The following is a 14,923-nucleotide window of genomic DNA, read 5'->3' on the forward strand; positions in this document are numbered from 1 at the left end:
TCATAAAAAAGTTGCAATGCGCATGAAAATCATGAAATTTGGCGGCACTTCTGTAGGGAGGCCGGAGCGAATGCACCAGGTAAAAGACCTGATTACTGCTGACGAGGAGAGAAAGATCGTGGTCTTATCGGCGCTGTCCGGTACCACCAATGCCCTGGTGGGTATTGGCGAAGCGTTGGCGGAGGGAAAAAAAGAAAAAGCCAAACAAAAAATTGAGGACCTTCAAGAGCACTACACGAATTTTTACCTGGAGCTGCTGACCTCCAAGGCCGGTCGGTCCAAGGCCGTACAGATCATTAAGGAGCATTTCGAGTTCTTAACGATTATCTTAAAAATCTCCTTTAACGAAGCAATTAACAAGGACATATTGGCTCAGGGCGAATTGTTGTCCACCAAGTTGTTTTACACCTTGCTTCAGGAGTTGGAGATTCCGGCCGTGTTTTTACCCGCTCTTGAATTTATGAGCATTGACGAGAATGACGAACCGGAATTACACCGAATCAAAGAACGGTTGGCTGCCATTCTTTCCAGGTATCCGGAGGATCGCATTTTTGTAACCCAAGGGTACATTTGCAAGAACCACCGAAACGAAGTAGATAACCTAAAAAGGGGAGGAAGCGACTACTCCGCTTCCTTGATCGGTGCGGCGGTGGATGCCACTGCAGTGGAAATCTGGACCGACATTGACGGCATGCACAACAACGATCCCAGGGTCGTGGAGCAAACCCGGCCGATCGCCCACTTATCTTTTGACGAAGCGGCAGAGTTGGCTTATTTTGGTGCGAAAATTCTGCATCCCGCCTCGATCTGGCCCGCACAATTGCACAACGTTCCCGTGAAGTTACTGAATACCATGGCGCCGGAAGCTTTCGGTACGCTCATCACAGGAACCGGAGAGGGGACGGTTGGGGTAAAAGCCATTGCAGCCAAAGATGGGATTACTGCCGTGAAGATCAAATCGAGCCGAATGTTGCTCGCATACGGGTTCTTACGTAAGGTGTTTGAAATCTTCGAAAAATACCGGACCTCCATAGACATGATCACCACCTCGGAGGTCGCAATATCGCTGACATTGGATGACGTATCCCACCTAAAAGAGATTACAGCTGAGTTGCAGAAGTTGGGAAAAGTGGAGGTAGACAATCAGTTGTCCATCATTTGTATCGTCGGCAATGCCATCATGGAGGAGTCCGGTGTGCTACAAAAAATCATGGATAGTTTGGAACAGTTTCCGTTACGGATGGTTTCCTACGGGGGAAGCAAGCACAATGTTTCCATTCTCATTGACGGAAAGCACAAGGAACAGGCCCTTAAGCGGCTGAATGATGGGCTTTTTGATTTTAGTTAAATGAGTGAAAAGTCACGCAGAAAGACCCCCCTATTCCTGGAAAGGTTACAAACCAAGTGGAAGCTTGACAGTTTGTGGCAAGTGGTTCTGGTATTGGTCGTTTTTGCCTGCACGGGATTCACCATTTTATTTGTCAAAAAACCTATTTTTTCATTTCTTGGCGTGAACACCAGTGACGGCGGGTTTTTCAAAACCGTGCTCTATCTGCTGTTGGTTCTCCCATTGTATCAGGTATTTCTGCTTTTTTATGGGTTTATTTTTGGACAGTTTTCCTTCTTTTGGGAAAAGGAAAAGCAGTTCCTGCGCAGGTTGGGCAAGCTGTTTCCGCGAAAAAAGAAATAACTTGTATGGAATTAGAAGAAATCAGAATAAATGGCCAAGCAACGAGGGTTACCTTTAGATAAAAGCGAAAAAAGAAAACTGAATAAAAAGAATCTTGAAAAGCTTTCCGGAATTTTCCGGTTTGCGCTTCCATACAAAGGTCCTTTTTTTCTAGGGATGCTATTCCTGTTGTTTTCGAGTCTAATGCTCCTCACTTTCCCCTTTGTCGCAGGCAAATTGATTGACGCAGCCTCGGGAAAGGAGTGGATCGTAAACGATATCAACAGCATTGCTTACCTTCTCCTGGGTATCCTGCTGGTACAGAGTATTTTTTCTTTTTTCCGGGTTTGGTTGTTTGCCCAGGTAAGTGAGCGCTCCATGCGAGACATCCGGGTGGCGTTGTATGATCGCTTGGTTCGCTTGCCCATGACTTTTTTCGACAAACGCCGTACCGGAGAGTTGATTAGCCGGATTACTGCCGATGTGAGCATGTTGCAGGACACCTTTTCCATCACCCTGGCCGAACTGCTCCGTCAGGTAATCACGCTACTGGTGGGTATTGGATTTTTGATTTACACCACGCCCCGGCTAACCTTCTTTATGTTGGCTACCATTCCGGTGCTCGTGATCATTGCGATGATCTTCGGCAGATTCATTCGAAAGTTATCAAAAAAGACACAGGACGAGTTAGCAGGAGCCAATGTAGTGGTCGAAGAAACGCTGCAATCGATCGTTACGGTAAAGTCCTTTACGGGCGAGGCGTACGAATCCGACCGATACCGAAGCCGGCTGGACCGGGTAGTTGGCGTCGCGTTGAAGGCGGCAGGCTTTCGGGGGGCCTTCATTTCCTTTATCATTTTTGCCCTCTTCGGAGGAATAGTCGCTGTCATTTGGTACGGCGCCACACTCGTAAGCGCTGGTGAAATGAGCATTGGTGATTTGGTGTCCTTTGTCTTGTATACCACTTTTATTGGTGGATCGATCGCGGGATTGGGGGATATCTACGGGCAGGTTCAGAAAGCGATCGGCTCCTCCGAGCGGGTTTTGGAGATTCTCGAAGAAACTGCCGAGGAAGCGATTCCAGGAAGAAAAGAAGGGGTCCTCACGGGTTCCATATCCTTTAAAGAGGTGGTGTTTCACTACCCCACACGTCCGGATTACCGGGTTTTGGATGGCTTCAGTATGGAGATCGCCCCTGGGGAAAAAGTAGCGTTGGCGGGACACAGTGGCGCAGGGAAATCGACTGTAATCCAATTGCTCCTGAAATTTTATCAGGTAGGAAAAGGGGACATTGTGCTCGACGGTGAATCCATTCGGGATTGGGACCCGCAGCAACTGCGGAAGAATATTGGGATTGTACCTCAGGAAGTATTGTTGTTTGGAGGGACTATACGGGAAAATATACGGTACGCAAAGCCGGATGCCACAGAGCAGGAGCTCATTGAGGCCGCGCAGCAGGCAAATGCCTGGGAGTTTATCGAAAGTTTTCCAGAGGGTATGGATACACGGGTGGGTGAACGTGGCGTCAAATTGTCTGGCGGGCAGCGCCAGCGCATCGCCATCGCCCGGGCGATCCTGAAAGACCCGGCAATTTTGATTTTGGACGAAGCCACCTCCTCGTTGGATGCCGCCTCGGAGGCCTTGGTGCAAGAGGCGCTGGATCAGTTGATGCGGGGGCGTACCACCATTATCATCGCTCACCGACTGGCGACCATTCGGAAGGTGGACCGGATCTACGTGCTGAAAGATGGGAAGATTATCGAATCAGGAAACCACGAGCAGCTTGCTGCCAAGGAAGGCGGGCACTATGCCAACCTGGTCAATCTTCAGTTTGCCGATGAGACCGCAAGGCCTTCAAGCTGATATCCAGACTTTTTACCTGATGCGTGAGTGCTCCGACGGAAATAAAATCAACGCCGGATTCAGCAATGGGCACGATCGTTTTTTCGTCAATGCCGCCCGAGGCCTCGGTTTCGTAGCGTCCACCGATCAGGTTCACGGCTTCTTTCATCGTGGGGACATCCATGTTGTCGAGCATGATGACGTCCACCCCACCTACCCGCAATACCTGTCTGACCTCGTCGAGGCTACGGGTTTCAATTTCTATTTTCAGGTCTAGTTGCTTCTTTTCCAAATAGCTTTTGGCGGCATTTATGGCTCGGGAGATACCACCGGCAAAGTCTACGTGGTTATCCTTTAGCATGATCATGTCGTACAAGGCGAATCGGTGGTTTTTCCCTCCTCCGATCGAAACCGCCCATTTTTCCAACATTTCGAAAATTGGGTGTGGTTTTTCGGGTATCCAGTAGCCGTGCATTCGTATGCTCGATGAGGGCGTTCAATGCTCTCGTTTTGGTGGCAATCCCGCTCATGCGTTGCATGCAATTTAGAACCAATCGTTCCGTGGTAAGGATGGAAGCGGCTTTTCCGTACACCGAAAGTCCGATTTGTCCTGGCTGTACCTTCTGTCCTTCGCTTACCAGTATTTCGACCTGCAATTCCGGATCGTGATGATGAAAAATCATTTTGGCCAATTCAAGCCCCGCAATCACTCCGTGTTCTTTGATGAGCAATTGGGCTTTTCCGAGCTGATTGGGCGGTACTGCTGCCAGTGTCGAGTGATCACCCTCGCCCACATCCTCCTGGAAGGCGGCCTGTATAAAAAGGGTCAAGCGTTCGTTCGTTAGGTATTCCTGCATGGTTTGCTAAAATTACGAAATATTTTGAAACGAGCAGGGCGCATCTATTGCCGGATAAATTCCATGCTATAGATAAGGAAGGATTGTTGGTCATTTTTTTTGCGACGGATAAGTACCCGAAAGCTATTTCCGGTAGATCTGTACGTACCGATCAGGTAGGACACGGTCTCGCTGGTTTGTCCCACTTGCTGCAGGTCAAAACCCTGGGAAGGCTGGTCTTTGAAGAAGTCTCTAAGGACAATCTCTGCCTGGCTTCTGGAAAAATCGTGTTTGCTATTGTCAAAACTAATCTCTACCCGGCTGTCCAGGTATTTCGAAAGCTCCTTGCTAGAGCCCTGTTGCATGGCAAATTCAACATCCTTTTCATAACCCTGGGCAAACGTAGTCAAAGGAGAGAAAAAAATTAAGAAAACAATCGCAATACAATGGGGGATTACACGACGCATATTTTTTCCGTCACAAAATCCAGGCCAAAATTTGTAAAGCTTTTCCCGCAGCTGCGGTGGCCGTGGTCGGCGGCTAGCAGCAGGGGGAGATTATTGGGTAATTTGCTGAGCGCTATCTTTAATTATCTTATATTTGCGGAGCATGGTGGACACCTCGAAATGCATGCCTTCAGGAGGAGTAGCCGGGACACAGGTTTTTAGAGCCTCCGGAATTTTTGTTTGAGTATAACCAATAAGAAAAGAAATGAATAAGAAAGTTTTATTGATGATCCTCGATGGGTGGGGAATTGCTCCCAACCCAGAAGTTTCTGCAATTGATAAAGCCAAGACTCCGTTTATCGACAGTTTGTACGACAGGTACCCCCATTCACGTTTGGATGCCTCCGGATTGGCCGTTGGCCTACCGGAGGGCCAAATGGGCAATTCAGAGGTAGGTCATATGAATATAGGCGCCGGAAGGGTCGTTTACCAGGATCTCGTAAAAATCAATAAAGCCGTTCAGGAAGGCGCGCTCTCTACCGACCCTGTGCTGCGGGCGGCTTTTGAAGATGCAAAAGGCAAAGGAAAAAAAGTACACTTGATTGGGCTGGTTTCGGACGGGGGCGTTCACGCACACCTTTACCATTTGAAAGGCTTGTGTGATGCCGCCAGAGACAACGGAATGGAAGATGTTTTCATCCATGCGTTTACGGATGGTCGAGATACCGATCCCAAAAGTGGCCTTCGTTTTTTGGAGGATCTGAAAATTCATTGCGAAGGTTCCGTAGGAAAAATAGCTTCCATCGTGGGAAGGTACTATGCCATGGATCGGGATAAGCGCTGGGAGCGGGTAAAACTGGCGTACGATGCTCTGGTACACGGAGAAGGGGAAAAATCAAAAGACATGCTTTCTGCCGTCCGTAAATCCTATGCCAATGGGGTTACCGATGAATTCATCCGCCCCATCATCCAGGTGGACGAGGCGGGTAAGCCGCTGGCAACAATTGAGGAAGGAGATACCGTGATCTGCTTTAATTTCCGAACCGATCGGGGGAGGGAAATCACAGAAGTGCTCACCCAGAAGGATTTTCCAGATTACAACATGAAAAAGCTGGATCTGAATTACGTGACCTTCACACTCTATGATGAAAATTTCAAAGGAATTCCTGTAGTTTTTGAAAAGGATAACCTCAGCAATACCCTGGGTGCGGTATTGGAGCAGCACCATAAAAAGCAAATACGCATCGCTGAAACAGAAAAATACCCGCACGTGACCTTTTTCTTTTCCGGAGGGCGGGAAAAAGCGTTTGAGGGGGAAACCAGGATTCTTTGTAACTCACCCAAAGTGGCCACATACGACCTGCAGCCCGAGATGTCTGCTCACGAAATCGCAAAAAAGATCAATCAGGAACTGCCCAAAAGGGAGGCCGATTTTATTTGCCTGAATTTTGCAAACGCAGATATGGTCGGACATACGGGCGTTTTTGACGCGGCAGTCAAAGCCTGCGAGGCAGTGGACGAATGCGCCGCTTCGGTCATCGAAACAGCGCTAGCCAATGAATATACCGTGATCGTCATCGCCGACCATGGCAACAGCGATTGCATGATCAACCCAGACGGTACGCCAAATACAGCACATACAACCAATCTGGTACCCTGTATCATGGTCGATAAAAACGACCGGCTGGAAGTAAACGACGGTAAATTGGGAGACCTGGCGCCTACGATTCTGACCTTGATCGGTTTGGAGAAGCCTCAGGAAATGACCGGAACTATTCTCCTGAAAGATCCTTCATGAACTGCCTTTCCCGCTCATTTCTAATACCGGTACTGGCTGCTTTTCTCCTGTTTTCCTGCAAAGAGGAAGCGGAAACGCCCTTCGCTAACCCCACGCAAATTGATCGGTATTTTCCCGTTTCAGATTTTCTGGAACAAAAAATTACCGAACGGGCGGGGGTTGCGGTGACCAAGACCATACGATTCAACGATGAAGTCGAGGAAGTTAGCTTTCAACCGGATAAAGAAGCCTGGCGAAAGGAATTGGACTTTTTTTTTCAGGCGGACATCAACAAGGCGGCACTGGCCTCGGCGTACGACACCAGCGAAGAGGAGGGGCGGTTGATTCACAAGCTTAAGCCCGGAGAAAAAGGGATCGTTCAACAAATTCTTGTGCAGAAGAAAGGGAATCGGATCGAGGAGATTCGCATAGAAACGACGAAAAATAACTTATTTTACCAGTCGCAGGTGAAAGGGACCATCGTTTTGGATGATAAGGAAGACCTGGTCGGCTACCGCCTTCGGGGAAGTCAAAAGGTATGGTTCATGCCGCCCACGGCGCTGGAAGTGGAGGCCAAAGTAGGCGGCTGAGTAATAATTCGTACAGCGACAATGAACGATCGGTGCGATTCTTCCGTGTTCGATCCCCGCTGTCGTTTCGTTCTCTGGATAGAAAGGGGACCTGAGCGGCTTTCTTGAATCAATCGATTCAAGAAAGCCTGCCGGGATGCCCGCTCAGTTTCCTGATGGCGAGTTGCACAGGCTTCCCTTATCCGGCAAAAGCGAAAAAAACCAGCCAGGTAATAAATAAAATTGGCAGCAGGATGGGTATGGAAAACCGCAATACATACCCGAAAAAGGAGGGCATTTTAATACCGCTTTGTTCTGCGATGGATTTAACCATGAAGTTGGGTCCGTTGCCAATGTAGGTCATGGCTCCGAAGAAGACCGAAGCGATGGAAATGGCCATCAATTCAAATGAGGAATCCAGGTAGTTGTTCAGGGCGAAATCTTTCACTTGTTGTATGACGTTGATATCCGCTCCCTGCGAGGCCATGGCGGCAGCAAGAAAATTCAGGTAGGTGGGTGCATTGTCTAAAAAGCCAGATAGCAAACCGGTACCCCAATACAGGCTGTTATAGGTAATCATGGCGGCACCTTCCTCGGATTGGGCAAAAGTACCCACCAGTTCCAATGCCGGCATCATCGTTCCAAAAATACCAATGAAAATAAATGCTACTTCCCGAATGGGTTCAAAATTGAATTCGTTACCTGCCAGGGCTTTTTTATCGGCAAGCCGATAGGATAAATAGGCCACAGCAAGCATGATGGATTCCCTGATAAAACTGAATTTTTGGCCGTCGTAATGGATTGCAGGTACCCAGTCCAGTACGTTTGGATCCAAAAAGACAGCAATGATAATGACAAGCAACCAGAGAAAATTTTTGGTACCGGAAAGGGATATTTTGTTGGTATAGCTGGCTTCTTCTTCGTCTTCGGCAGCGGCCTTGCTGCGACCAAATCGTCTGTCTATCAAATAAAATAAAACGGCCAGAATGGAAAGCGCCAGCATCCAGGCCGGCCAATTATTGGTCAGGGTCCAGAAAAAAGGCACTCCTTTCAGAAAACCAAGAAAGAGTGGCGGATCTCCAATGGGTGTGAGGGAGCCACCGATATTACTTACCATGAAGATAAAAAAGATGATGTGGTAAGGTTGAATGCTGTTTTTATTGAGGCGAATAAACGGGCGGATCAACAACATGGAAGCACCTGTGGTACCAATCAGGTTCGAAATTGCTGCCCCGACGAGCAACAGGATCACGTTTCCCAGAGCGGTTGACTTTTTGTCGACTTCGATGAGAATACCTCCGGAAGCGATAAATAAGGACGCAAGCAATGCGATAAATTGTATGTATTCGGCCAGCGCATGTACCGGGTTGTGGACATTATGCAAGACAAAAAGGTAATACAGAACTACGACCGCTGCCAGGCCTACAGCAATTTTCGGATAATTGTGGTGCCAGAAATGTTCATAAAAAAGGGGACCGGTAGCAATCATGAGCAACAGGGCTACAAATGGAACAACCAACCAGGCGGGCGCGTGTCCATGTGCTTCTTCCGGCGCTGTTTCAGCGTGAATTCCGGAACCAACTTCGGCAGACTGTGGCAACTCGGTGGCTTGCTCGGCCAATGCAATCGGTTCGGATGGGGAAATAGAACGGGCTTGTAATTGGTTTGAAACCAGGAAAAGAAATCCAAATAGCAGGAACCATGAAGCTAAATAGTTCTTCATTCACGTCAAATTATTGTTCAAAGAATGATTAAGTCAAGGATTTCCAAGGATCTTGGAAAAACGGTTGGTTGCAATAAATTCCCCTAAACTAGTTATTTTGTGGTGTAGGAACCAAATAAATTGGTGGGAGCGGTCAAAAATAGTGAATTTTTTTGACCGCTATAATTCTTTAGTCTAGTTGCTGCAAGGCGATTTCCAAGGCAGTTTGCGCAATACCCGTCGGTGCCGGGTTTGCCTGATGGCACCGCTTTAATGCTTTTTGAATGGTTTTGCTCACATCTCCAAATAAGGCTTCGTCGGTGAGAAGTGCGCGGTCCGACATGAGGTAAGCCGTCATCCTGGAAATTCCCACGTTCGAAATAAAATCCGGAATGAGGGATATTCTTTCGTCTGCAAGGGTGCTGACAGGCCCCAAAAAAATGTTGTTTTCGGCGAAGGGGAAATTAGCGCCGCTCGCGATCACTTCCAGGCCTCCCTCCATCAATTTTTCCAGTTTGTCTTTGTCTACCAGTCGGGATTTGGCCGCAGGAATGAAAATGTCTGCAGAGAGGTTCCAGAACTTTTCGTTTCCCTCTTCGAAAGGAATGCGTTTGTTGCTAACCAGCTTGTTTCTTTCCTTAGACAAAAACAATTTGGTCACATCGGATTCGTCCAACCCATCGGGGTCGATGATGGCCCCTTCCAGCGATAAGATGCCTACCACCTGTACGCCCGCTTTGGCTAAAAAATAGGCGGCTGCGGCCCCCACATTGCCCCAGCCCTGTATCATAGCGTTTTTTCCTTTAACAGTGCCTCCCCATAGCTGGTAATAGTACAGAACTGCGGTGGCCAAACCGAATCCCGTGATCATATCGCTTACCCGGAATTTGGCAGGGCCAGCGGGAAAGAAATCGGTATTCTCAATAATTTTGGACAAGCCCTGCCGGAGCTGCCCGATTTTTCGTATCTTTTTCGGCTCCCCGGGCTTAAAATGGCCGGTGACAATACCTTCTTGCGGATGCCAAAGGCCATGATTTTCTGTCAAGGGGATCAGTTCCTTGCTTTCGCTTATATGAATTCCCGCACCGGTACCAAAGTAGCTTTTCAGAATTGGGGAAACTACTTGAAACCATCTTTTGAGTACGCCTTCTTTCCGGGGGTCTTCGGGATCAAAATTGATTCCAGCCTTTGCTCCCCCAATGGGTGGTCCGGAAATGGTGTATTTGATAGCCGTGTTTTTTGCAAGTTGGATCACGTCTTTTTTTTCCAACCCTTTTTTCATTCGGGTATCACCCCCGGCAGCTCCACCTCGGAGGGAGTCAATGACTAGCCAGCCTTCTGCCTCGGTTTCGCTGTCGCTCCATTCAAAAACGATTTCCGGTTGGCGGTTTTCAAATTTTTTTAGTAGTTCTCTCATTTTTTCAGATTTCGTTTCGGTTTAAGGAAAAAGTCCGAAAACCGTACCACCACAGGAATCACGTGAAGCACCGGTCACAGATGCCAGGCAGTTGGTTTCCCCACGCAGCCGTAAAACGCCCAAAAAGCCAAAGACAAGTGCTTCCTTAAATTCGATGATTTGATTTTCAGGCAGCGTCAGGTTTACCTGCTGCCCGATTTTTTCGGAAAGTTTTTCAATAAAAAAGGTGTTGTAAGCGCCTCCGCCCGTGACCAGCAGTTGTTGTTTTTTCACGCGTGTATTCTTCCCGTTTACGATTGTGCGTGCAATGCTTTCCGCGAAATGTTCGGTAAGTGTAGCGAGTACATCGGCTACCCGATGATCTCCTTTTTCCAGCAGGGGTAGGTAGTCGGATTCTATGTGCTCTCTCCCTAGCGATTTTGCCCCCGTGCGCCCGTAATACGGGAGTTGGTTCAGGGCGTTGAGCAACGTTTCAATGGGCCTTCCGTCCCGGGCAAGTTTTCCGCCGGCGTCGAAATCCTTTCCGACCTTCCTGGAAAAATGGTTCAAAAGCAAATTGAAGGGGCAGGTGTCAAAAGCAATCCGCTTTCCTTCCGATTGCATGGATAAGTTGGCGATTCCGCCGAGATTCAAAGCATAATCGTAGTCGGGAAAAAGCAGGGCATCTCCTATGGGGACCAAGGGTGCGCCTTGCCCGCCTAAGACCACGTCTACAATGCGGAAGTCGTTAATTACCGGGAACCCGGAAGCCTCGCATAAGGCCTGTCCATTTCCGATTTGGCGGGTCATGCCTTTCTCGGGCCGGTGAAATACCGTGTGGCCGTGGGAAGCAATTGCGTCGGGTAGCAAGGCATTTTGCGTACAAAAATCCTTAACCACCTGGCCCATCCATCTTCCGAAGGCTATGTCCAGAAACTCCAATGATTCTGCGTCGAGCAGGTGGGCAGACTGCAGCGATTGCCCCAGTTCTTCCGGGAAAGGGATGGTTGCTGCTTTGATTACCTCGAATTCCCATTGCTCGCTTTTTTCGTAGGAACAAAAAGCGAGGTCCAACCCGTCGCCTGAGGTGCCGGACATCAGCCCGATTAGCTTGTACCTGTTGTCACTACTCATGGGTTAAAGTTTGTTAAAAACCACTTACCAATGCTAAAAATAATAGGTAGCCGATCCCCCTCCAAAGTAAAATGACTAATTTTGATGGAGTTTTCGGAAAGCAACAATGCCAGATAAGAAAAATTGGGTAGTAGACATTGGAAACACTAGAATCAAGGCTGGAATATTTAGCCAGGGGCGACTCCTGGAATCGGCTACCGTCACCGGGTACGAGGCATTGGCAGACATGCTTCAACCCGCACCGCAGGATGAGGTGCTCATCGTGTCGGTAAACTGGACTGAGAAAGCCCTGAGAGAAAAAATTTCCTTCCCATTTTTGTTTTTCGATAAGGAAACTCCCCTGCCCATACAAAACCACTACGATTCGCCCGCTACCCTGGGCCTGGATCGGTTGGCAGCCGTGATCGGTTCCAGGGCCTTCGTTTCCGGTGGCCCCGTTTTGTGCATAGATCTAGGCACCTGTATCACCTATGATTTTATGGATGGTGGCGACAATTACCTGGGGGGAGCGATATCTCCCGGAATAGGCTTGCGGGCAAAGGCCATGAATGCCTTTACGGCAAGACTACCTTTGGTGGAATTGGGAAAGGAAATTCCCGCATTTTTGGGAAGCGATACACGGAGCTGCATGAAATCCGGTATCTATCACGGCATCCTGGGCGAAATACGCGAATACATCCGGCTGTTTTCCCTTGTCCATGGCGAGGTCACGGTCTTTATTTGTGGTGGAGATGCAGAAATCTTTGAAAGCTTAACAAAAGACCACATATTTGTAATCCCCAATTTGGTCCTGTACGGATTGGACAGAATTTTAACATACAATGTCGAAAACTAAACTACTTGTGGCTAGCCTGGGGTTTCTCCTGGCGTTTGTGGCCATTCAACAAACCAGTTTTGCACAATTTTCCTCTTCTACTTACAGTTCGTTGGGTGTGGGGATTTTTAATAATTCTGGCCTGACCCAAAACCAGGGAATGGGCGGTATGGGGATTAGCTTTGGCAATAGTTACAGCGTGAATCACGTCAATCCGGCGATTTCCGTAAAAAATGCGGCCTACAGTTTTCAGGCAGCCCTAAATTACAACCAATTGGCTGCAGCTACCGAGTCCAGTTCTGAACAATTGGACGGTGGCGGGCTGAGCTATGTAGCCATGTCGTTTCCGGTAATCCCCCGAAGGTTTACCATGGGACTGGGCCTGAACCAATTAACCGGCGTAGATTACAACATTACGGTCAATTCGCAGGTTACCAATACGGATCTGATGGCTCAGAACATTATCGAAGGCAGGGGAGGGCTCAGTCAGGTCTACCTGCAGGGGGGCTTTCAGGTATACAAAAGCCTGAGCCTGGGGTTGGAAGGCGCTTACACCTTTGGTTCAACCATCCGGACCAATCAATTGGACCTGCTGGATACAGCAATGAATGCCGTTGGAATTTCGTCCGAATACTATGAACGACTGACTTTCAGTGATGTGACCTTTAAGGCAAGTGTTTTTTATGCACAGCCCTTGGGAGATGAAAAATACCTAAATCTTGGTGCCATCTATCATGTATTTGGAGATATTAATGGAAAAGAGTTTGCAAAAATGGCGGAATCGGGCCAAGCTAGCATTCCGAATTCGCCCGGTGACGTGCTGGCAGACAACGTTTCAGGAAGTATTTTCCTACCTAATAAGATAGGTTATGGTGTAACTTATGAAAAAATTAATAAATTTGCTATAGGAGTAGAAGCGCAATTCCAGGATTTCACCGATTTCAGGGATTTTAATGCCAGTACGGGAAATCTTCAAAACGCTTTTAAACTGTCGCTGGGGGGGCAATACATACCCAATGCCTTTTCAATGGAAAGCATGTTGAGCAGGTCAACGTTCCGGGCCGGCTTTGAGTACGAACGGCTGCCGTACCTCTTGAACCAAAATCAAATAGATGATATTGGCATTAATTTTGGTACCAGCATACCGGTGTACAGCTTGTCATTATTAAATGTGGCAGTTAAGGTGGGTACCAGAGGAACGGTAAGTGACGGGTTGGTAAGAGAAAATTATTTTAAAGTTTCGTTAGGAATTTCAATAAATGACAACAGTTGGTTTTACAAAAAAGTATTTGAATGATGTTGACAAACATGAAAATTAAATCGGCAATTATCGGATGTTTGTCCTTCCTCATGGTTGGACTGGTTCAGGCGCAAGACAACTGGAATTGGCCATCCGATCAAGAAATGGAAGCAAAAGCCAGGGAATACAATGCGGCTTACAACGACTACATGAAGTCAGAGGAGTTTTTGAAAGCCAAGGGGCCGCTTCACTGGTTATTGACGAACGCTCCGGATTTGAACGAGGCGCTGTACATCAATGGTGTAAAAGTGTACGAGGGTGCGGCAGAGATGGCAACGGACGAAGCGGAGATCAGTGCCTTTCAGGATTCAGTGTTGACCATTTACGATTTACGAAACGAATTATACGATAACGAGCCCCAGTGGATTGCAAACAAGGCGTATTACGCGTACAAATTTTACAAAGGAAACAAAGATAAAGTAGATATCGCAGCCAAGCTATTTGAGCGAACCATCGAAATTCACGGAAAGCTAGAGCCTTCTTCATTGAATGCGGCATATTTCGATGCCATTTACAGAAATTTTGCGTTCAACAAAGCCTACACGCCGGACGAGGTCATTTCCAAGTACGAATTCATCATGACCAAGTTGGACGAAGACGAAGCAGCTGGACAGAATGTGGCGACCTCCAAAGGTACGCTGGAGCAGTTGCTGGCCGCTATGGACATTATCAACTGTGACTTTATCGAAAATAACATGGGGCCCAAACTAACCGCGGATCCTACCAATCTGAAATTGGCGAAACAGATTTTTCAATACTCAATCAAGGAGAAATGCACCAGCAGTGATATCTTCCTGAAAGCGCTGGAGACCATCGATAACGATAGCCCTACCTTTAGTACTTCACAGGTACGGGGCATGCGATACATGCAAAACTCCGAATACGCAAAGGCGGGAGAGCTGTTCGAAAAAGCACTGACACTCGCAGAAACGGATGAGCAGAAGGCGGAAATTCACTGGGACATGGCCAAGGTTCATGCCAACCTGGGAAGAAAAAATCAGGCCCGTACTTCTGCGTTGAAAGCCGCTGAGCTGAACGAAGAGCGACAAGCCGATGCCCATTCCTTTATTGGCGGCTTGATTATGTCCTCTTCTAACGACTGTAGAGGTGGTCAGAGTCGCGTCAAGGATTACTCCATTTACATTGCCGCATACAATTCATATGCGCGAGCTGGGGATAGCCAGGGCATGGCCAACGCCAAATCACGGTTTCCCTCCAAGGAAGAGCTTTTCACCGAAGGATTCCAGGTAGGTGATACGATCAATACCGGCTGTTGGGTAGGTCAAACTGTCACACTGGCGACCAGAGACTAATTGATCTTCCGATGCCTTTTCCATCCACGTATTGGATGTGAAAACAGACATTCAAAAAAGGCGGTACCACTACCGCCTTTTTTTTCGTTTAGTCCCGAGAGCAGGCAAAGGGCCGCTGACTTCTC

The 14,923-nt window shown here is 48.0% G+C and carries 12 protein-coding genes and 1 pseudogene; 8 read left to right on the plus strand and 5 right to left on the minus strand.

The features are described from left to right. Positions 1-22 precede the first annotated feature (22 nt). From ABWH99_RS04515 to ABWH99_RS04525, 3 genes are read left to right on the plus strand one after another with little or no spacing between them, the layout of a single operon-like run. Positions 23-1,348 (plus strand): aspartate kinase, encoded by a 1,326-nt coding sequence (locus ABWH99_RS04515; RefSeq protein ID WP_375585110.1) that lies wholly within the window; start codon positions 23-25, stop codon positions 1,346-1,348. Further along, positions 1,349-1,690, plus strand: coding sequence for a DUF6787 family protein (locus ABWH99_RS04520; protein WP_375585111.1), 342 nt, complete (start codon positions 1,349-1,351; stop codon positions 1,688-1,690). It abuts the gene before it with no gap. 30 nt (positions 1,691-1,720) lie between these two features. Further along, entirely contained in the window at positions 1,721-3,532 is a 1,812-nt protein-coding gene (locus ABWH99_RS04525) for an ABC transporter ATP-binding protein (RefSeq protein ID WP_375585112.1), read from the plus strand. Here the strand turns inward: ABWH99_RS04525 and nadC are convergent. Together nadC and ABWH99_RS04535 are read right to left on the minus strand one after the other, a co-directional pair. After that, positions 3,489-4,368 (minus strand): annotated as a pseudogene (gene nadC / locus ABWH99_RS04530) (carboxylating nicotinate-nucleotide diphosphorylase). The gene ABWH99_RS04525 and the pseudogene nadC sit on opposite strands and share 44 nt — an antisense overlap. Before the next feature lie 44 nt (positions 4,369-4,412). Continuing rightward, a complete protein-coding gene (locus ABWH99_RS04535; RefSeq protein WP_375585113.1) occupies positions 4,413-4,757 on the minus strand; it encodes a DUF4783 domain-containing protein in 345 nt (114 codons plus the stop codon). A gap of 301 nt (positions 4,758-5,058) precedes the next feature. On the opposite strand from ABWH99_RS04535, the gene gpmI reads away from it, so the two are divergent. Both gpmI and ABWH99_RS04545 read left to right on the plus strand, forming a co-directional pair. Beyond that, positions 5,059-6,591: a 2,3-bisphosphoglycerate-independent phosphoglycerate mutase gene (gene gpmI / locus ABWH99_RS04540; protein WP_375585114.1), complete on the plus strand. Its 1,533-nt coding sequence runs from the start codon at positions 5,059-5,061 to the stop codon at positions 6,589-6,591. Next, entirely contained in the window at positions 6,588-7,160 is a 573-nt protein-coding gene (locus ABWH99_RS04545) for a hypothetical protein (protein ID WP_375585115.1), read from the plus strand. The genes gpmI and ABWH99_RS04545 overlap by 4 nt, the downstream gene beginning before the upstream one ends. Before the next feature lie 178 nt (positions 7,161-7,338). Here ABWH99_RS04545 and ABWH99_RS04550 read toward each other — a convergent pair whose 3' ends face one another. The 3 genes from ABWH99_RS04550 to ABWH99_RS04560 form a co-directional block, all read right to left on the minus strand. Beyond that, entirely contained in the window at positions 7,339-8,862 is a 1,524-nt protein-coding gene (locus ABWH99_RS04550; protein ID WP_375585116.1) for a sodium:proton antiporter, read from the minus strand. Between the two features lie 169 nt (positions 8,863-9,031). Beyond that, complete coding sequence (locus tag ABWH99_RS04555) at positions 9,032-10,258, minus strand: Glu/Leu/Phe/Val dehydrogenase dimerization domain-containing protein (protein ID WP_375585117.1); 1,227 nt, start codon at positions 10,256-10,258, stop codon at positions 9,032-9,034. 21 nt (positions 10,259-10,279) lie between these two features. Then, the gene (locus ABWH99_RS04560; protein WP_375585118.1) at positions 10,280-11,371 is read right to left on the minus strand and encodes an anhydro-N-acetylmuramic acid kinase; all 1,092 of its coding nucleotides are present in this window, start codon (positions 11,369-11,371) and stop codon (positions 10,280-10,282) included. 106 nt (positions 11,372-11,477) lie between these two features. On the opposite strand from ABWH99_RS04560, the gene ABWH99_RS04565 reads away from it, so the two are divergent. Genes ABWH99_RS04565 through ABWH99_RS04575 form a run of 3 tightly spaced genes read left to right on the plus strand, consistent with a single transcriptional unit; the run spans position 11,478 to position 14,798 of the window. Continuing rightward, entirely contained in the window at positions 11,478-12,206 is a 729-nt protein-coding gene (locus ABWH99_RS04565; RefSeq protein WP_375585119.1) for a type III pantothenate kinase, read from the plus strand. Beyond that, a complete protein-coding gene (locus ABWH99_RS04570; RefSeq protein ID WP_375585120.1) occupies positions 12,193-13,482 on the plus strand; it encodes a hypothetical protein in 1,290 nt (429 codons plus the stop codon). The genes ABWH99_RS04565 and ABWH99_RS04570 overlap by 14 nt, the downstream gene beginning before the upstream one ends. Beyond that, complete coding sequence (locus ABWH99_RS04575; protein ID WP_375585121.1) at positions 13,479-14,798, plus strand: hypothetical protein; 1,320 nt, start codon at positions 13,479-13,481, stop codon at positions 14,796-14,798. Before ABWH99_RS04570 ends, ABWH99_RS04575 begins: the two co-directional genes overlap by 4 nt. Positions 14,799-14,923: the final 125 nt, after the last annotated feature.

The sequence above is a fragment of the Cyclobacterium xiamenense genome (genome assembly GCF_042140265.1).
In the GTDB taxonomy this organism is placed as follows: domain Bacteria; phylum Bacteroidota; class Bacteroidia; order Cytophagales; family Cyclobacteriaceae; genus Cyclobacterium; species Cyclobacterium xiamenense_A.